The sequence below is a fragment of the Burkholderia sp. Nafp2/4-1b genome, assembly GCF_003635165.1.
Lineage (GTDB): Bacteria > Pseudomonadota > Gammaproteobacteria > Burkholderiales > Burkholderiaceae > Burkholderia.
Genome location: NZ_ML058602.1, coordinates 97,783 through 114,002, shown reverse-complemented (window position 1 = coordinate 114,002; position 16,220 = coordinate 97,783). Strand labels below are relative to the sequence as shown.

Below are 16,220 nucleotides of genomic sequence, written 5' to 3'. Positions count from 1 at the left end.
ACCGATGCCGCTGAATCCGAAGATCGCCCAGGTGCTCGACATGGTCGAGCGCGCGAAACGCCCGTCCTATCACCATCAGACGCCGCAGCAGGCGCGCGCCGCGTACGAGAAGAGCGCGCCGATCCTCGACGTCGCACCGGCGCCGATGCATTCGGTCGAAGCCTGCGTCGTGCCGACGCGCGACGGCCGCACGATCGGCGCGCGCTTGTACCTGCCGGTCGAGCCGAGCCTCGCCGAACCGCTGCCGGCGCTCGTCTATTACCACGGCGGCGGCTTCACGGTCGGCAGCGTCGATACGCACGACGCGCTGTGCCGGATGCTCGCGCGCGACGCGTGGTGCGCGGTACTGTCGGTCGACTACAGGCTCGCGCCCGAACACAGGTTTCCGACCGCGGTGAACGACGCCGACGACGCATTGCGCTGGCTGCATCGCGAGGCCGCCGCATTCGGGATCGACGCCGCGCGCCTCGCGGTCGGCGGCGACAGCGCGGGCGGCACGCTCGCGACCGTCTGCGCGGTGCTCGCGCGCGACGCGGGCATCGATCTTGCGCTGCAGATGCTGATCTATCCGGGCGTGACGGGGCATCAGCACACCGAATCGCACGCACGGCTCGCGAACGGCTACCTGCTGACGCAGGACACGATCCAGTGGTTCTTCACGCAATACGTGCGCGATCGATCCGACCGCGACGACTGGCGTTTCGCGCCACTCGACGGCACGCGCGGCGCACCGTCGTTCGCCGGGGTCGCGCCGGCGTGGATCGCGACGGCCGAATACGACCCGCTGAGCGACGAGGGCGCCGCCTATGCGGCCAAGCTGCGCGGGGCCGGCAATGCGGTCACGCTCGTCTGCTATCCGGGGATGATCCACGAGTTCTTCAAGATGGGCGGCTACGTGCCCGAGGTGCGGGCCGCGCATGCCGACGCGGTGGCGGCGCTCAAGGCCGCATTCGACGACATTTGACGGCGGCGGCGTCCGACGCCGCGCGGAGAAAGCGATGACCGACGGCTTGGTGGAAACGGGCGACTGGACGATGCTGGGCGGCGATGCCGCGCGTATTCGCGATGCGGTATTCGTGCGCGAGCAGCGAATTCCGCCGGAATGGGAGCTCGACGACGAAGATCCGTTGTCGCTGCATGCGGTGGCTTACCGCGTCGATACGGCGACCGGCGCACGCCGCGCGGTCGCGACGGGACGCTTGCTGCGCTCCGGCACGATCGGCCGGGTCGCGGTGCTGGCCGACGCGCGCGGACAGGGTGCCGGATCGGCCGTGCTGCAGGCGCTGCTGGACGCGGCCCGCCATCGCGGCGAGCCGCTGGTGCGGCTCTATGCGCAGGATGCCGCGGTGCCGTTTTATGAGCGGCACGGCTTCACGGCGATCGGCGAACCGTTCGTCGAAATCGGCGTGCCGCATCTCGAGATGGCGCGTGCGCCGTAGCGCGGCATCGCGGTATCGCGCTGGCGCCGCGCGCACTCGCTCAGCGCGATTGCGTCGCGTCGATGTCGAACGTGAACGCGCGCTCGAACGTGCCCGGGCGAACGGTGCGGTGCGAACCGTCGTCGTCGCAACGTTCCTTGATGTCGACCGTCAGTCGCACGCCTTCCTTCATCGTCACGCGCAGCGCGGTCGTGCCGCGCGTGCCGTATTCGGGCGTCTCGATGAACGCGGCCGACAGCGCACGCTCGCGCTCGATCGGAATGCCGGTGTGCGGCAGCGCGTCGTCGTCCGCGACGTGCGGATCGCGCATCAGCTCGATCAGCTCGTCGAGCGACGGCGTCGGATTGTCGGTCAGCAGCGTGCCGAGTTCCGCGCGCTTGCGCACGACCTTCGGCCACGGCGTATCGAGGCGCGCGTTCGACAGCGCATGCACGCCGGCGCTGATCGCAATGGGCGCCGCGACGCGGGTTTCGCCTTCGGCCGCGCGGTTGCAGAACCACGCGAGCTCGCGCCGCTTCCAGTCGCCGACCAACAGGTTGAAGCCGTTGTACACGGCCGCGTGCTCGGCCAGTTCGCCGAGGTAGTCGAGCGGCGCGACCGACGGGCCGCGGAGGAAATCGGATACGAGCTTCCCGCGCGTCGGCGCGCCTGCGCGAATGTCGAACGGCGCGCGGTAATTGGTCAGCGCCGCGAAGCGGCCGTCGCGTGACACGCCGAGCCACGTGCCGCCCGCTTCGAGATCACGTCCGGCCAGCACGCCCGGCACGTCTTCCCACCACGAAAGCGGCGCACTCGTGCGGCGAAAGAACTCGTCGCGGTTGGCGGCCAGGGTAAAGAGGGGACCGGCGGCGGCATCAGGCTGCCAGTCGAAGGCAATCAGACACATCGGGTGAATCTCTCGCAGGAAACTTCGGGCGCCGGTCGCGACAGGCGAACCGGCGTGCGAACGGGTTGTCAGTGCGTCACGTTCATGCGTCGGTCGGCCACGCGTACGGCAGCGCGTCGAACGCGAGTGCCGGACCGTCGGCCGAGCCGAGGTGAACCGTGCCGCTGTCGAGCGCGGCCAGCTTGATCTCGACGAGCGCATCGACGCCGCCCGCGGGTGCGGCCGCCGCGTTGACGATCATCCCGCACGGCTGGCCCGGGTCGTCGCTGTGGAACAGCTCGACGCCGGCATGCACGGTGTCGGTTTCGCCGGCAATGTGCGCGAGCGCGGTGCGGCGCTTGATCGTTCCGCGATACTGGCTGCGCGCGACGACTTCCTGGCCCGGGTAGCACCCCTTCCTGAAGTTAACGGCACCGATCACGTCGAAGTTGACCATCTGCGGCACAAACTGTTCGACGGCCGGCTGCGTGATGCGCGGCTCGCCCGCGCGCACGTCGAGCCAGTCCCACACGGCCGGCGATACGACCGGCAGCGTGCCGGACAGCGCCGCGAGCCGTGCGTCGACTTCCGCGCGCGGCCCGATCCACAAGTAGCGCTTGCGGCCGGCCGCGTCCGGCACGCGGATCAGTGCGCCGGCGGGGCCGTCGACCTTCACGTGCACGCCGTCCGGCAGCGCGTCGAAGATGCCCGACAGTGCATCGCGCACGTCGCCCGCGAAGCCGACCACCGCGAGCGCGTCGCTCGCGTCCGTCAGCTTCGCCTTCGCGCGCAGCACGAACATCGACAGCCGTTTCTGCACGGCGGCCTGGACGTCTTTCGACACCAGCAGGCGCACGCCGTGACCGGCGCGCCACGCGAGGAACGACGCGAGCAGGCGGCCCTTCGGCGAGCAATAGCCGGACAGGCGCGCGCTCGCGGCATCGAGATGCTCGATGTCGTTGGTGAGCTGGCTGTGCAGGAACGTCGCGGCGTCGTCGCCGGCCACGTCGATCACGCCGAACTGCGCAAGCAGCATGCAGGCGCCCGGCGCGTCGAAATCGGCGGCGGACGGGCGGGGGAAAACGGGGAGCGAGGCAGATGCGGCCTGGGCAGCCGGTGAAGCGAACGGTGTGCTCATGGAATGAGGGAACAGTCAACCCTGACTTTGACGGAGGCGAGCAAGTATTATATGGGTCTTACCCGAGTCTCGTTTCCATGTCCCTACTGAAGAAATGCGCCACGGCGATCGTGGCGCTGGCCGTCGTTGTGGCCGCTGCCGGCGCGGGCGGCGGATATTACTGGGCGACCCGGCCGCTGCTGCTGGGTGCCGCATCGCTCGACGTCACGATCAAGCCGCGCAGCAGCGTGAAGAGCGTCGCGCTGCAGCTCAAGCGCGGCGGCGTGCCGATCGAGCCGCTCGGCTTCGTCGCGATGACGCGCGTGCTCGGGCTGTCGAGCCGGCTCAAGTCCGGCAACTACGAATTCAAGACCGGCGTCACCGCGTACGACGTCTTGCAGAAGATCGCGCGCGGCGATGTGAACGAATACGTGGCGACCGTGATCGAAGGCTGGACCTTCAAGCGGATGCGCGCGGAGCTCGACGGCAACCCCGATCTCGCGCACGCGACGGCCGGCATGAGCGACGCCGAGCTGCTGCGCGCGATCGGCGCACCGGAAAGCGCGGTCCAGCGCGGCAGCGGCGAAGGGCTGTTCTTTCCCGACACCTATCTGTTCGACAAGGGCACGAGCGACCTGAACATCTACCGGCGCGCGTACCACCTGATGCAGACGCGTCTCGACGAAGCGTGGGCCGCGCGCACGCCGGGGCTGCCGTACAAGACGCCTTACGAAGCGCTGACGATCGCGTCGATCGTCGAGAAGGAAACGGGGCACGCGGCCGACCGCGGGTTCGTCGCGGCCGTATTCGCGAACCGGCTGCGCATCGGTATGCCGCTGCAGACCGATCCGTCGGTGATCTACGGCCTCGGCGACGCGTACGACGGCCGCCTGCGCAAGCGCGATCTGCAGGCCGACACTCCTTACAATACCTATACGCGCCGCGGGCTGCCGCCGACGCCGATCGCGCTGCCGGGCGTCGCGTCGCTGCAGGCGGCGATCAATCCGGCTCAGACGAGCGCGCTCTATTTCGTCGCGAAGGGTGACGGCACGAGCGTGTTCTCCGACACGCTCGGCGATCACAACAAGGCCGTGGACAAGTACATACGAGGTCAATAATGGCGAGCGGTAAATTCATCACGTTCGAAGGCATCGACGGGGCGGGGAAGACCACCCACCTGCAATGGTTCTGCGAACGTCTGCAGGCGCGGCTGGCCGCGAGCGGCCGGCAGGTCGTCGTCACCCGCGAGCCGGGCGGCACGCAGCTCGGCGAGAAACTGCGCGAGATCCTGCTGAACCAGCCGATGGATCTCGAGACCGAGGCGCTGCTGATGTTCGCCGCGCGCCGCGAGCACCTCGCACTCGTGATCGAGCCGGCGCTCGCGCGCGGCGACTGGGTCGTGTCCGATCGCTTCACCGACGCGACGTTCGCGTACCAGGGCGGCGGTCGCGGGCTGCCGCGCGACAAGCTCGAGACGCTCGAGCGCTGGGTGCAGGGCGGCTTCCAGCCCGAACTGACGGTGCTGTTCGACGTCGCGCCGCAGGTGGCGAGCGAGCGCCGCGGCGCCGCGCGCATGCCGGACAAGTTCGAAAGCGAGTCGGACGCGTTTTTCGCGCGTACCCGCGGCGAATATCTGCGGCGCGCGGAAGAGGCGCCGCACCGGTTCGCGATCGTCGATGCGACGCAGACGATTCCGGAAATCCGCCAGCAGCTCGAACGCGTGCTCGCCGCGCTGTAACACGAAGGAACGCACCCGATGATCTATCCGTGGCAGACCGACGACTGGAACCGCCTGCAGCAACTGCGCGCGCAATGGCCGCATGCGCTGCTGCTGCACGGCCAGGCCGGGATCGGCAAGCTGCAGTTCGCGCAGCATCTCGCGCAGGGCTTCCTGTGCGAAGCGCCGCAGCCGAACGGCGAGCCGTGCGGCACTTGTGCGGCCTGCACGTGGTTCGCGCAGGGCAACCATCCGGACTACCGGATCGTGCTGCCGGAGGCGCTCGCGGGCGAAGCGCCGGGCGCCGCCGACGACGCGAAGCCGGCCGATGCGGACGAAGGCGGCAAGAAAACCCGCGCGCCGAGCAAGGAAATCAAGATCGAGCAGGTGCGTGCGTTGCTCGACTTCTGCGGGGTCGGCTCGCACCGCGGCGGCGCGCGCGTGGTCGTGCTGTATCCGGCCGAGGCGCTGAACGTCGCCGCGTCGAACGCGCTGCTGAAGACGCTCGAGGAGCCGCCGTCCGGCGTCGTGTTCCTGCTGGTGTCGGCGCGTATCGACCGGCTGTTGCCGACCATCATCAGCCGCTGCCGGCAGTGGCCGATGACGGTTCCGGCGCCCGACGCGGCCGCGGCGTGGCTCGCGGCGCAGGGCGTCGACGATGCGCGTGCGCTGCTTGCCGAAGCCGGCGGCGCCCCGCTCGCCGCGCTGGCGCTCGCAAGCGACGAGAACCGCCCGCTGCGCGATTTCACGCTGGGCCAGCTCGCGGCCGGCGCCGCGTGCGACCCGTTCGCGTGCGGCGAGGCGCTGCAGAAGCTGCCGGTGCCGCTCGTGCTCGGCTGGCTGCAGCGATGGCTGTACGATCTGCTCGCGCAGCGGATGGCGGGCGCGCCGCGCTACTTCCCGATGCAGGCGGCCGCGCTCGCGCGTTGTGCGCAGGCCGTCGACGCGAATGCGTTCGCGCGTTTCATGAAGGCCGTGACGCGCCAGCGCACGGTCGAGAACCATCCGCTCAATGCACGACTCGTATTCGAGGAACTGTTTCTCGGTTATCGGGAAATGTTCGCATGAGCGCGCATTGTTTCCTGCGGGTGGGGAAATGATTGCCGGCGAGCGCGTAGCGCCCGCCTTACGAATTCAGGAAACACGATGTTCGTCGATTCTCACTGCCACATCAATTTCAAGGGTCTCGCCGACCGCCTGCCGGCCGTGCTGGAGAACATGCGCGAGCACGACGTTACGCACGCGCTGTGCGTGTCGGTCGACTTCGAGACGCTGCCCGACGTGCTCGCGATCGCGCAGGCGCACGACAACGTGTACGCGTCGGTCGGCGTGCATCCGGATCACGAGGACGCACGCGAGCCGACGCTCGCGGAACTGGTCGAGCTGGCCGCGCACCCGAAGGTCGTCGCGATCGGCGAGACGGGCCTCGACTACTACCGCCTCGAAGGCCGTTCGATCGCCGACATGGAATGGCAGCGCGAGCGTTTTCGCACGCATATCCGCGCGGCGACCGCGACGATGAAGCCGCTGATCATCCATACGCGTTCGTCGTCGGAAGACACGCTGCGGATCATGGCCGAGGAGCGCGCGGACGTGCCGGGCGGCGTGATGCATTGCTTCACCGAGCCGTGGCCGGTCGCCGAACAGGCGCTCGCGCAGAACTTCCATATCTCGCTGTCGGGCATCGTCACGTTCAAGAGCGCGACCGACGTGCAGGACGTCGCGCGGCGCGTGCCGCTCGACCGCCTGCTGATCGAAACCGACTCGCCGTACCTCGCGCCGGTGCCGTATCGCGGCAAGCCGAATGAACCTGCGTACGTCAGCCATGTCGGACGCTTTATCGCATCCGAGCGCGGGATCGCCGTCGAGGCGCTCGCCGATGCGACGACACAGAACTTTTTCCGGCTGTTCAAGATCGCCCGCTGATGACGCGCGGCCAGCCGACAACCCAGGGAAGGAGCCCACAACAATGACGAAGCCGACCACAATCCTGCCCAAGCGCGCACTCGTTGCCGCCGCGCTCGTCGCGAGCGGCCTGTTTGCCGCCGCCGGCGCGCATGCCGAGTCGCTCGACGCGATCGTCAAGGCGGTCAAGTTCGACGACATCGACGACATCGGCAAGCAGTTGAAGAGCGGCAAGCTCGATCCGAACACGCTCGCGCCGAACGGCGACCCGCTCATCGTGATCGCCGCGCGCGAGAAGTCCGACAAGGTCGCCGCGGCGCTCGCAACCACGCCGAACGTCGACCTCGAGAAGGAAGACAAGGCCGGCGAGAACGCGCTGATGCTCGCGTCGCTGAACGGCGACGTCGCGCTCGTCAAGCTGCTGATCGACAAGGGCGCGGAAGTCAGCAAGAAGGGCTGGGCGCCGCTGCACTACGCGGCCACCAACGGCCAGGATGCGGTCGTGAAGGTGCTGCTCGACCACGACGCATACATCGACACCGCATCGCCGAACGGCACGACGCCGCTGATGATGGCCGCGCGCGGCAATCACGCGTCGACGGTCAACCTGCTGCTCGACCAGGGTGCCGATCCGCAGGTGAAGAACCAGCTCGGTATCACCGCGCTCGAGTTCGCGAAGCACTACAAGGCCCCGGACGCGATCGACATCCTGAGCAAGCGGACGGTGCGCGTCGGCGCATCGGCGCCGGCAGATGCGCAAAAGAGTGCAAAATGACGGTTTCGGCGCGGTGGCGCAGCGCCCGGCCGGCCGCCACCCGGCGGCAGCGGGCGTTGCGGCGGCCGCGCCGGTCAGCGCAGTAAGCGGCCTCGCGCCGCATTGACATAAGGAACACCATGTTGCGGGCTATGTTTTGTGCCGCGGTGTTTGCCGTGCCGTTGTCGGCGGCGGCTTTCACGGGCGCGGATCTCGACCGGCTGTGCGCGAAGACGGACGTCAAGTCGCGGGCGTCGTGCGCGGCCTACATCGAAGGCGCCGCCGATGGCGTCTACAACACCATCGACGCGATCGGCGGCACCACCGGGCCGCGCGTCGGGCAGTATTTCTGCCTGCCGCCCGACATCCGGGCGCAGCAAATGACCGACGCGGTGCGCAAGTACATCGCGGAGAACCCGAAGCTGGCCGACTACAACGCGAGCACCGCGGTGTCGCTCGGTCTCGGCAAGGCGTTCCCCTGCCGGGGCGGCAACTGATCTGAAGCCGGGTCCGGGCGCGTGCATCGCCCGGACGTCGCCGACGCATCCAGGACGACGCCGCCGCGCGTCATAACCGAAGCATCCCGGGCGCCGATGATTTCAATCGACAAAGTGCAGCGCATCGCCGATGCGCCGTTGCATTCGTGGCTCGGCACGCTGATCGTGTCAGTCCTCGTCGTGCTTGTCGTGTGGGTCGTGCATCGTCTCGGCGCACGCATCGTCAAGCGCATCGCGCAGCCGTATCCGCTGATGAGCGTGATCCTGCGCTACATCGACAAGCCGTCGCTCGTCACGCTCGCGCTGCTCGTGCTCGAGTTCGTGTGGGTCCAGGCCGACGACGACCTGTCGTTCGTGCGCGGGATGCGCACCGCGGCCGCGGTCGGCTGCATCGTATCGCTCACCTGGCTGCTGGTGCGGCTCGCGGCCGGCGTCGGCGACGCGATCATCCAGGCCCATCCGATGGATACGGCCGATAACCTCAACGCGCGGCGCATCCATACGCAGGCCAAGGTGCTCGTGCGGACCATCATGGTGCTGATCGTGATCATCGGCACGGGCGCCGCGCTGATGACGTTCCCGAACGTGCGCCAGATCGGCGCGAGCCTGCTCGCGTCGGCCGGCGTCGCGGGCCTCGTCGCCGGTATCGCCGCACGGCCGGTGCTCGGCAACCTGATCGCCGGGCTGCAGATCGCGCTCACGCAGCCGATCCGCATCGACGACGTCGTGGTGATCCAGGGCGAGTGGGGCCGTATCGAGGAAATCACCGGGTCGTTCGTGTCGGTGCGGCTGTGGGACCAGCGCCGGCTGGTGGTCCCGCTGCAGTGGATCATCGAAAACCCATTCACGAACTGGACGCGCAGCAGCTCGGAGATCATCGGCACGGTCTATCTGTCGGTCGACTACCGCACGCCGCTCGCGCCGTTGCGCGAGGAGCTCGCGCGGCTCGTCCATGCGGCGCCCGAGTGGGACGGTCGCGTGCAGGTGCTGCAGGTGACCGACGCGACCGAGCGCACGATGCAGTTGCGCGCGCTCGTCAGCGCGGTCGATTCGTCGGCATGCTGGGACCTGCGCTGCCGGGTGCGCGAAGGCTTGATCGCGTATCTGCAGGCGCGTTTTCCGCAATGCCTGCCGCGCAGCCGGATGGAGCTGTATCCGCACGAATCGGCGCCCGACGAGCCGAATCCCGAACGGCCGCATGCGCGGCCGCCCGCCGCCAGCACGGCGGCCAACACCGCGGCCGATCCGAAGGCCACCGAAGGCCGCTGAACGCGTGCCGATTCCCGCTGCCATCCACGCTGCCATCTCCTGCCCATGACCGCGCTGAAGACGCTCGCCGTCGCCAACTACCGCTCGCTGCGCGAGCTGATCGTGCCGCTCGCGGCGCTCACCGTCGTCACGGGGCCGAACGGCAGCGGCAAGTCGAGCGTGTACCGCGCACTGCGGCTGCTCGCCGACACCGCGCAGGGCCGCGTGATTCCGTCGCTCGCGCGCGAAGGCGGGCTGCCGTCGACGCTGTGGGCCGGCCCCGAGCGGTTTTCGCGCGCGATGCTGAGCGGCGACATGCCGGTGACGGGCACGGTGCGCAACGGGCCGGTGAGCCTGAAGCTCGGCTTAGCCGGTGACGATTTCGGCTATGCGATCGATCTCGGCCTGCCGGTGAAGAACGACGCGTCGATGTTTCGGCTCGATCCCGTCGTGAAGCGCGAATGCATCTGGGGCGGCGCGCTGCTGCGCCCGTCGACGCTGCTGGTCGATCGCCAGGGCGCGCAGATTCGTGCGCGCACCGGCTCCGGCGACTGGCACACGGTGCCGCAGCCGGTCGCGAGCTTCGACAGCATGATGACGGAGTTCGCCGATCCGGTCGGCGCGCCGGAGATGATCGCGGTGCGCGAGCGGATCCGTTCGTGGCGTTTCTACGATCACTTCCGCACCGATGCGCACGCGCCGGCGCGACAGTCGCACATCGGCACTCACACGCCGGTGCTCGCGGACGACGGCGCCGACCTGGCCGCCGCGCTGCAGACGATCCGCGAGATCGGCGACGGCGCCGCGCTCGATGCGGCGATCGACGACGCGTTCCCCGGCGCATCGATCGACATCGACAATCCGGGCGGGCGCGGCCGTTTCGACGTGCTGATGCGCCAGCCGGGGCTGCTGCGCCCGCTGTCGGCCGCCGAGCTGTCGGACGGCACGCTGCGCTACCTGCTGCTCACGGCGGCGCTGCTGACGCCGCGGCCGCCCGCGCTGATGGTGCTGAACGAACCGGAGACGAGCCTGCATCCCGACCTGCTGCCGGCGCTCGGCCGTCTGATCGCACAGGCCGCGCAGCGCTCGCAGGTGCTGGTGGTGTCGCACGCGGCGCGGCTCATCGCGACGCTCGAGCGCGAACCCGGCTGCGAATCGCTGGTGCTCGACAAGCAGCTCGGTGCGACCGTGCTCGTCGATGCGGACACGCGTGAGCTGCCGCCGTGGAAGTGGCCGTCGCGCTGATGCGCATGACGGCGCGCGCTTCGTCCGTCCGCCGCGGCGATCCGCGCGCACCGATGCGGTGCGGTCGCGAGCGCGGGCGAATGTATCTTGTCTGTAACAACCCCCAGAAAATGAAAGCCCGGCGCTTCCGGGTAGCGGGATCGCGAATAATAATGAGATATCTGGCCGGCGCGATGCCGGCCAGGTGCTGTACGGGGCCGCGCGTGCCGACGCACCCGTGCCGGCCGACCGAGGACCCAGGAGACGTGGACCATGAGAATTGCCCAGATCGCCCCGCTGACCGAATCCGTGCCGCCGAAGCTGTACGGGGGCACGGAGCGCGTCGTGTCCTACATTACCGAGGCGCTCGTCGATCTCGGCCATGACGTGACGCTGTTCGCGAGCGGCGATTCGACCACGCGGGCGAGGCTCGAACCGGTGTGGCCGCGCGCGCTGCGGCTCGACTCGTCGATCCGCGACCGCGTCGCACCGCACATGCTGCTGATGGAGACGGTCGCGCGCCGCGCGAAGGACTTCGACGTGCTTCATTTCCACATGGACTACTACTCGTTCTCGGTCTTCAACCGGCAGGACACGCCGTTCGTGACGACCTTGCACGGCCGGCTCGACCTGCCCGAGCAGCAGCCGGTGTTCGATACGTTCAACACCGCGCCGGTGATCTCGATCTCGAATTCGCAGCGCCAGCCGCTGCCGCAGGCGAAATGGCTGACGACCGTGTACCACGGGCTGCCCGACACGCTGTACCTGCCGCAGCCCGTGGAGCCGCGCTATCTCGCGTTCCTCGGCCGCATCTCGCCGGAGAAGCGGGTCGATGCGGCGATCCGCATCGCCGGCCAGTGCGGGCTGCCGATCCGGATCGCGGCAAAGATCGACGCGGCCGACGAGGAATACTTCGAGCGGGAGATCAAGCCGCTGTTCGCGCTGCCGCACGTCGAATACATCGGCGAGATCGCCGACCACCAGAAGGCCGAATTCCTGTCGGGCGCGCACGCGCTGCTGTTTCCGATCGACTGGCCGGAGCCGTTCGGGCTGGTGATGATCGAGGCGATGTCGTGCGGCACGCCGGTGATCGCGTTCAATCGCGGCGCGGTGCCGGAAGTGGTGGACGAGGGCGTGTCGGGCTTCATCGTCGAGGACGAGATCAGCGCGGTGGCCGCCGTGAGCCGGCTGCACCTGCTGCCGCGCGCCCGCGTGCGGCGGCGCTTCGAGGAGCGTTTCACGTCGCGGCGGATGGCGCAGCAGTACGTCGACATGTATCAGTCGCTGATTCGCGCGCAGAAGCGCTCGCGCTTCAAGGTGATCGATTCGACGACGTGATGCCGTCGCACGCCGGTGCTTGATGCGTTGACGCGCATTGACGCGCTGCGCACGCGGATAAAAAAACGGCGATGCCTGCAAGGACATCGCCGTTCGCACATCGTCCGCGCGCGGACGAGGACGCCGCAGCGTCAGATCTTCAGCTTGGTGACCTTGGTGCCGTTGATCGACACGTCGCCCATCAGGCCGGCGTTGGTCAGCACGACGACCTGGATCGGCGCGGTGGCCGTGTTGGAGTCGACCGCGCCGTTCGCGCCCATCTTCACCAGCGCGACCGATGCGCCGGCGCCGGCGGCCCAGCCGTCCGAGCCGCGGAATTCGTCGAGCGCCTGCTGCGTCATGAACAGGAACACGATCGCCTTCGACTGCGCACCGGCCTGCAGGCCGACCGACAGCGACGACGTGTTGTAGTAGCCGACCGTGCTGCCGCCGACGCGCAGCGCGCCGTTGCCGGTCTGGCCGCCGACGATGAAGCCCGCCTGGAGCACTTCCGGGAACACGAGCACGCCGCGCGACTTCGCGACGAGTTCGCGCGAACCCGGGACCGTCGAATACATGCGCGACAGTGTTGCGTCGACGCTCGAATCGATCGCCTGACGCTTCGACGCGTTGGTCGCGGCACTGTCGGGCTTGTCGGGGGTGGTGGTGCAACCGGTGAGCGCAAGGCTACCGACGATGAGCGCGGCGGCGGCTTTCAGCACGAGGTTCCGTTTTTGCATCGTTCTTCTCCATCGGATGACGTTCGGATGAGTCTCGCTCAGGGAGCGGTTCACGTCGGCAGTTATATCACAGCGGATTACAGCCTCTTTTCATTCGGACGTGAAAAAGCGTCAAATCGTTTCGGGGTGTCGCGGCGCGCCAACGGACGGACCGGCGCGCGGACGTCGACGCGTCGCGCGCGGCCGGCCGCAGCCGGTGGCAGCAGGGAAAGGGTGCGCAGATGCTGCGCGTCAGTGCGCGACGGGTGGCGCCGGCGGAGCGGGCGGCTTGATCGGCGGGCGCCGCAGCGCACGGCGAATCACCGCGATCACCACGCCGCACGCGAACAGGAACGCGGCCGGCACGACCCAGTAGCCGACGAATGCATGCCACAGGTAACCGGCCAGGGTATTGCGGCGCACGACGTACTCGTCGCGGGCCGCCTGCTGACGCGCCGCATTGGCGGCCAGCACGTCGGCCGGGCAGCCGGCCGCGCGTGCCGCGTCAGGATCCCCGTGGCACTTCGCGGCGGCGCCGGCCGCCTGCTGCGCGTCGGTGAGCTGCCAGGTGGTCAGCGCGAGCTGCAGGTCGGCCTTGTTGTACGCCATTTCCTCGCGGATCTCGCGCACGGCCACGATCGCGACGGGCACGGCCCAGAACACGATCACGATCAGCCAGCGGCGGAACCAGCGGTGTTGTCTCCATGCCATCCATGCCTCCGTTTGACGCGGCGTGCGCGTCCGTCTCGAGGGCGGCCCGATGGCGCTTCTTGTACTTGGAGGGGCCGCGTTGCAGCCATCATAGAAGAAATCGCGGCGAATTGCCGCACCATGTGGCGGCATTCGCATGGTGCGAGCGGGAAGCGGGGAAGGATGGCGGGATGAATGCCGTGGCGGCGCGCAGGCCGACGTCAAACCGGGCGATGCACGGGTGCGGCGGTGCGGTAGTCCGGCGATTCAGCGGTTCGGCGATTCGGCCACGCATCCGACCTCATCGCCGCGTCGATGCGCGTACAACGAAAACAAAAATGCCGCGGCCGCCGAAGCGGTGCGCGGCATGCGTGCGGGAGCGCCGGAACTCAGGCGGCCGGCTGGCTGCTCAGGCAGCTCTTCATGAACGTCTTGCGTTCGTCGCCCTTCTTGCCGGTAGCCTGGGTGTTGCAGGCCTTCATCTTTTCCTGCTGCGTCATCGCCTTCGCGGGCTTGGCCGACAGGCAGTCCTTCATGAACGCCTTGCGTTCGTCGCCCGTCTTGCCGGTTGCCTGCGTGTTACAGGCCTTCATCTTGTCCTGCTGGGTATTCGCCGCGAACGCGGGGGAAGCCAGCATGCCGCCGAGAAGCACTGCGGCTACGAGCGATTGGATTTTCATTTCGACACTCCCATGGGGTGAATTGCGTTTTATATCGACGCCGTCGCGAAGCCCGGCGCAACGGGAACAGGGCCACATCGCGCCGCGCGCTCCGATTATGGCAAATCAATGTGAAAACACCAGAACGGCATTTCTATAACGCGGCGGCCGGTGTCGCCGTTGACGGCGCGCACGCGCCGGCGATCGGGACAAACCATGATGCGCGTCGTCCCGGCGCGCCGCGCCGCTCGTGCGCGGAACCTACCGGATGCCGGCCGCGAGCCATTACAATCGCGGCCATGAACACTCCGAACTCCGCATCCCCTTCGTCCGCGCCGGCGTTGCCGCGCATCGCCGTACTCGCGACCGGCGGCACGATCGCCGGCGCCGCGCCGGACGCCGCCAGCACGGCCGGCTATCAGGCCGGCGCGCTCGGCGTCAATTTCCTGCTCGACGCGGTGCCGGCACTCGCGTCGGTCGCGCGCATCGACGCCGAGCAGGTCGCCAGCATCGACAGCAAGGATCTCGCGCTGCCGCTTTGGAATACGCTCGCCGCGCGCATCGACGCGCTGATGGCCGATCCGGCGATCGACGGCATCGTGATCACCCACGGCACCGACACGCTCGAGGAAACCGCGTACGCGTTGCATCTGGTCGTGACCGGCGACAAGCCGGTCGTGCTGACGGCCGCGATGCGCCCGGCCACCGCGCTGTCGTCCGACGGTCCGCTGAACCTGCTGAACGCGGTGACGGTCGCCGCACATCCGGCCGCGCGCGGGCAGGGCGTGCTCGTCGCGTTCAACAACCGGATCCATGGCGCGCGCGATGTCGTGAAGACCAGCACCTACGCGGTCGACGCATTCCAGTCGCCGGAGCTCGGCGCGCTCGGCTGGGTGCAGGACGGCCGCGTCGAATTCGCGCGCCGCGTCACGCGTGCGCGCGACGCGCAACTGGCGATTGCCGCGACGTGGCCGCCGGTCGAAGTGATCGCGAGCTATGCGGGCGTGACGCGCACGGCCGTCGACGCGCTCGTCGCGGCCGGCGTGCGTGGCCTCGTGGTCGCGGGCACCGGCAACGGGTCGATCCATGCGACGCTGCAGGCGGCGCTCGCCGATGCGGTGAAGGCGGGCGTGGTCGTGGTGCGTGCGTCGCGCGTCGGTTCCGGGCACGTGATGCGCAATGGCGCGGCGAGCGACGATGCGCTCGGCTTCGTCAGCGCCGGGTCGCTGAACCCGTTCAAGGCGCGTGTGCTGCTGATGCTCGCACTTGCAAACGGTATTCACGAGCGCGACGCGCTGCAACGCGCATTCGACACGCTGTGAGCGACGGCCGCCGATCGGGCGGCGCACATGCAGGGGCGTCACGCGCATGAAGCGTGCATGAGGCGCCCATCAAGCGCCCATCAAGCGCACATGAAAAAAGGCAGGCCAACGGCCTGCCTTTGTCACGTCAGCGCTGCGCGAATGCTCAGGACTGCGGCGGAATCACGAGCTTCTGACCCGGATAGATCCGGTCCGGGCTCGACAGCATCGGCTTGTTCGCCTCGAAGATCGCCGGGTACTTGTTCGCGTCGCCGTACACTTCCTTGGCGATCGCGGACAGCGTGTCGCCCGGCTTCACGTCGTGGTACTGGACTTCCTGATCGTCCGGCTGCAGATCGTCGTCGTTCACGCCCGCGACGCCTTGCACGTTGCCGGCCGCGACCTTGACCTTCGCCTTCGTGTCGAGGTCGGCGACGCTGCCCGACAGCGTGACGGTGCGCGACGCGCCGTCGAACGCGACGGTCAGGTTCGACGTGTCGAGACCTTGCGTGCTGATGTAGTTCTTGATCGCATCGGCCGCGGTCTGGTTCGCGGCATTCGGATCTTCCGCTGCTTGCGCGTCAGCGTGACCCAGCAGTTTTTCACCCGCCTCTTTGATAAACGAAAGAAGACCCATCGTTGCACTCCTTAGGTGGTTGAATAGAAAACGCGCCGTGAAGTGGCGAAAAAAACACCGCGCTGGACGCGCTCACCGGAGTGAGCGCAAGCGCGGCGGATTTTTCGAAAGGCGTGGCAAAAGTGTAGGCG

18 protein-coding genes are annotated in these 16,220 nt (G+C 68.5%); 12 read left to right on the top strand and 6 right to left on the bottom strand.

The genetic code is table 11. From position 1 onward, the window contains the following. The first annotated feature begins 4 nt into the window (after nucleotides 1-4). Together C7H84_RS11625 and C7H84_RS11620 are read left to right on the top strand one after the other, a co-directional pair. The gene (locus tag C7H84_RS11625; protein ID WP_121858951.1) at nucleotides 5-964 is read left to right on the top strand and encodes an alpha/beta hydrolase; all 960 of its coding nucleotides are present in this window, start codon (nucleotides 5-7) and stop codon (nucleotides 962-964) included. 34 nt (nucleotides 965-998) lie between these two features. Beyond that, nucleotides 999-1,439 carry a GNAT family N-acetyltransferase gene (locus C7H84_RS11620; RefSeq protein ID WP_121858950.1) on the top strand — a complete coding sequence of 147 codons (441 nt, stop codon included), beginning with the start codon at nucleotides 999-1,001 and terminating at the stop codon, nucleotides 1,437-1,439. Between the two features lie 40 nt (nucleotides 1,440-1,479). Here C7H84_RS11620 and C7H84_RS11615 read toward each other — a convergent pair whose 3' ends face one another. Together C7H84_RS11615 and C7H84_RS11610 are read right to left on the bottom strand one after the other, a co-directional pair. Further along, nucleotides 1,480-2,325, bottom strand: a complete 846-nt coding sequence (locus C7H84_RS11615) for an NRDE family protein (RefSeq protein WP_121858949.1) — start codon at nucleotides 2,323-2,325, stop codon at nucleotides 1,480-1,482. 82 nt (nucleotides 2,326-2,407) lie between these two features. Continuing rightward, the gene (locus C7H84_RS11610; RefSeq protein ID WP_121858948.1) at nucleotides 2,408-3,442 is read right to left on the bottom strand and encodes a folate-binding protein YgfZ; all 1,035 of its coding nucleotides are present in this window, start codon (nucleotides 3,440-3,442) and stop codon (nucleotides 2,408-2,410) included. A gap of 77 nt (nucleotides 3,443-3,519) precedes the next feature. Between C7H84_RS11610 and mltG the strand changes: the two genes are divergently transcribed. From mltG to C7H84_RS11565, 9 genes are all read left to right on the top strand, one after another. Continuing rightward, nucleotides 3,520-4,539: an endolytic transglycosylase MltG gene (gene mltG, locus C7H84_RS11605; protein WP_121858947.1), complete on the top strand. Its 1,020-nt coding sequence runs from the start codon at nucleotides 3,520-3,522 to the stop codon at nucleotides 4,537-4,539. Further along, nucleotides 4,539-5,159 carry a dTMP kinase gene (gene tmk / locus C7H84_RS11600; protein WP_121858946.1) on the top strand — a complete coding sequence of 207 codons (621 nt, stop codon included), beginning with the start codon at nucleotides 4,539-4,541 and terminating at the stop codon, nucleotides 5,157-5,159. The genes mltG and tmk overlap by 1 nt, the downstream gene beginning before the upstream one ends. Nucleotides 5,160-5,177: 18 nt before the next feature. After that, nucleotides 5,178-6,206, top strand: coding sequence for a DNA polymerase III subunit delta' (locus C7H84_RS11595; protein WP_121858945.1), 1,029 nt, complete (start codon nucleotides 5,178-5,180; stop codon nucleotides 6,204-6,206). 78 nt (nucleotides 6,207-6,284) lie between these two features. Continuing rightward, nucleotides 6,285-7,064, top strand: coding sequence for a TatD family hydrolase (locus C7H84_RS11590; RefSeq protein ID WP_121858944.1), 780 nt, complete (start codon nucleotides 6,285-6,287; stop codon nucleotides 7,062-7,064). Nucleotides 7,065-7,107: 43 nt separating this feature from the next. Next, nucleotides 7,108-7,818 carry an ankyrin repeat domain-containing protein gene (locus tag C7H84_RS11585; protein ID WP_121858943.1) on the top strand — a complete coding sequence of 237 codons (711 nt, stop codon included), beginning with the start codon at nucleotides 7,108-7,110 and terminating at the stop codon, nucleotides 7,816-7,818. Between the two features lie 119 nt (nucleotides 7,819-7,937). Then, nucleotides 7,938-8,294 (top strand): Rap1a/Tai family immunity protein, encoded by a 357-nt coding sequence (locus C7H84_RS11580; protein ID WP_121858942.1) that lies wholly within the window; start codon nucleotides 7,938-7,940, stop codon nucleotides 8,292-8,294. A 96-nt stretch (nucleotides 8,295-8,390) separates the two neighbouring features. After that, complete coding sequence (locus tag C7H84_RS11575) at nucleotides 8,391-9,563, top strand: mechanosensitive ion channel domain-containing protein (protein ID WP_121858941.1); 1,173 nt, start codon at nucleotides 8,391-8,393, stop codon at nucleotides 9,561-9,563. Nucleotides 9,564-9,608: 45 nt separating this feature from the next. Continuing rightward, a complete protein-coding gene (locus tag C7H84_RS11570; protein WP_121858940.1) occupies nucleotides 9,609-10,787 on the top strand; it encodes an AAA family ATPase in 1,179 nt (392 codons plus the stop codon). A 252-nt stretch (nucleotides 10,788-11,039) separates the two neighbouring features. After that, nucleotides 11,040-12,104: a glycosyltransferase family 4 protein gene (locus C7H84_RS11565; protein ID WP_121858939.1), complete on the top strand. Its 1,065-nt coding sequence runs from the start codon at nucleotides 11,040-11,042 to the stop codon at nucleotides 12,102-12,104. Nucleotides 12,105-12,235: 131 nt separating this feature from the next. On the opposite strand, the gene C7H84_RS11560 is transcribed toward C7H84_RS11565, so the two are convergent. The 3 genes from C7H84_RS11560 to C7H84_RS11550 form a co-directional block, all read right to left on the bottom strand. Beyond that, nucleotides 12,236-12,823 (bottom strand): YSC84-related protein, encoded by a 588-nt coding sequence (locus tag C7H84_RS11560; RefSeq protein ID WP_121858938.1) that lies wholly within the window; start codon nucleotides 12,821-12,823, stop codon nucleotides 12,236-12,238. Nucleotides 12,824-13,054: 231 nt separating this feature from the next. After that, the gene (locus C7H84_RS11555; protein WP_121858937.1) at nucleotides 13,055-13,513 is read right to left on the bottom strand and encodes a hypothetical protein; all 459 of its coding nucleotides are present in this window, start codon (nucleotides 13,511-13,513) and stop codon (nucleotides 13,055-13,057) included. A 368-nt stretch (nucleotides 13,514-13,881) separates the two neighbouring features. After that, a complete protein-coding gene (locus tag C7H84_RS11550; protein ID WP_121858936.1) occupies nucleotides 13,882-14,172 on the bottom strand; it encodes a PsiF family protein in 291 nt (96 codons plus the stop codon). 278 nt (nucleotides 14,173-14,450) lie between these two features. Here C7H84_RS11550 and C7H84_RS11545 point away from each other — a divergent pair, with 278 nt between their 5' ends. Next, complete coding sequence (locus C7H84_RS11545) at nucleotides 14,451-15,473, top strand: asparaginase (RefSeq protein WP_121858935.1); 1,023 nt, start codon at nucleotides 14,451-14,453, stop codon at nucleotides 15,471-15,473. 145 nt (nucleotides 15,474-15,618) lie between these two features. On the opposite strand, the gene lysM is transcribed toward C7H84_RS11545, so the two are convergent. After that, the gene (gene lysM, locus C7H84_RS11540; protein WP_006755060.1) at nucleotides 15,619-16,089 is read right to left on the bottom strand and encodes a peptidoglycan-binding protein LysM; all 471 of its coding nucleotides are present in this window, start codon (nucleotides 16,087-16,089) and stop codon (nucleotides 15,619-15,621) included. Between the last annotated feature and the right edge of the window lie 131 nt (nucleotides 16,090-16,220).

Bases quoted from the DNA above. Each gene is read 5' to 3' on its own strand.
- C7H84_RS11625 (WP_121858951.1), top strand. From the start codon at position 5: ATGCCGCTGAATCCGAAGATCGCCCAGGTGCTCGACATGGTCGAGCGC.
- C7H84_RS11620 (WP_121858950.1), top strand. From the start codon at position 999: ATGACCGACGGCTTGGTGGAAACGGGCGACTGGACGATGCTGGGCGGC.
- C7H84_RS11615 (WP_121858949.1), bottom strand. From the start codon at position 2,325: ATGTGTCTGATTGCCTTCGACTGGCAGCCTGATGCCGCCGCCGGTCCC.
- C7H84_RS11610 (WP_121858948.1), bottom strand. From the start codon at position 3,442: ATGAGCACACCGTTCGCTTCACCGGCTGCCCAGGCCGCATCTGCCTCG.
- mltG (WP_121858947.1), top strand. From the start codon at position 3,520: ATGTCCCTACTGAAGAAATGCGCCACGGCGATCGTGGCGCTGGCCGTC.
- tmk (WP_121858946.1), top strand. From the start codon at position 4,539: ATGGCGAGCGGTAAATTCATCACGTTCGAAGGCATCGACGGGGCGGGG.
- C7H84_RS11595 (WP_121858945.1), top strand. From the start codon at position 5,178: ATGATCTATCCGTGGCAGACCGACGACTGGAACCGCCTGCAGCAACTG.
- C7H84_RS11590 (WP_121858944.1), top strand. From the start codon at position 6,285: ATGTTCGTCGATTCTCACTGCCACATCAATTTCAAGGGTCTCGCCGAC.
- C7H84_RS11585 (WP_121858943.1), top strand. From the start codon at position 7,108: ATGACGAAGCCGACCACAATCCTGCCCAAGCGCGCACTCGTTGCCGCC.
- C7H84_RS11580 (WP_121858942.1), top strand. From the start codon at position 7,938: ATGTTGCGGGCTATGTTTTGTGCCGCGGTGTTTGCCGTGCCGTTGTCG.
- C7H84_RS11575 (WP_121858941.1), top strand. From the start codon at position 8,391: ATGATTTCAATCGACAAAGTGCAGCGCATCGCCGATGCGCCGTTGCAT.
- C7H84_RS11570 (WP_121858940.1), top strand. From the start codon at position 9,609: ATGACCGCGCTGAAGACGCTCGCCGTCGCCAACTACCGCTCGCTGCGC.
- C7H84_RS11565 (WP_121858939.1), top strand. From the start codon at position 11,040: ATGAGAATTGCCCAGATCGCCCCGCTGACCGAATCCGTGCCGCCGAAG.
- C7H84_RS11560 (WP_121858938.1), bottom strand. From the start codon at position 12,823: ATGCAAAAACGGAACCTCGTGCTGAAAGCCGCCGCCGCGCTCATCGTC.
- C7H84_RS11555 (WP_121858937.1), bottom strand. From the start codon at position 13,513: ATGGCATGGAGACAACACCGCTGGTTCCGCCGCTGGCTGATCGTGATC.
- C7H84_RS11550 (WP_121858936.1), bottom strand. From the start codon at position 14,172: ATGAAAATCCAATCGCTCGTAGCCGCAGTGCTTCTCGGCGGCATGCTG.
- C7H84_RS11545 (WP_121858935.1), top strand. From the start codon at position 14,451: ATGAACACTCCGAACTCCGCATCCCCTTCGTCCGCGCCGGCGTTGCCG.
- lysM (WP_006755060.1), bottom strand. From the start codon at position 16,089: ATGGGTCTTCTTTCGTTTATCAAAGAGGCGGGTGAAAAACTGCTGGGT.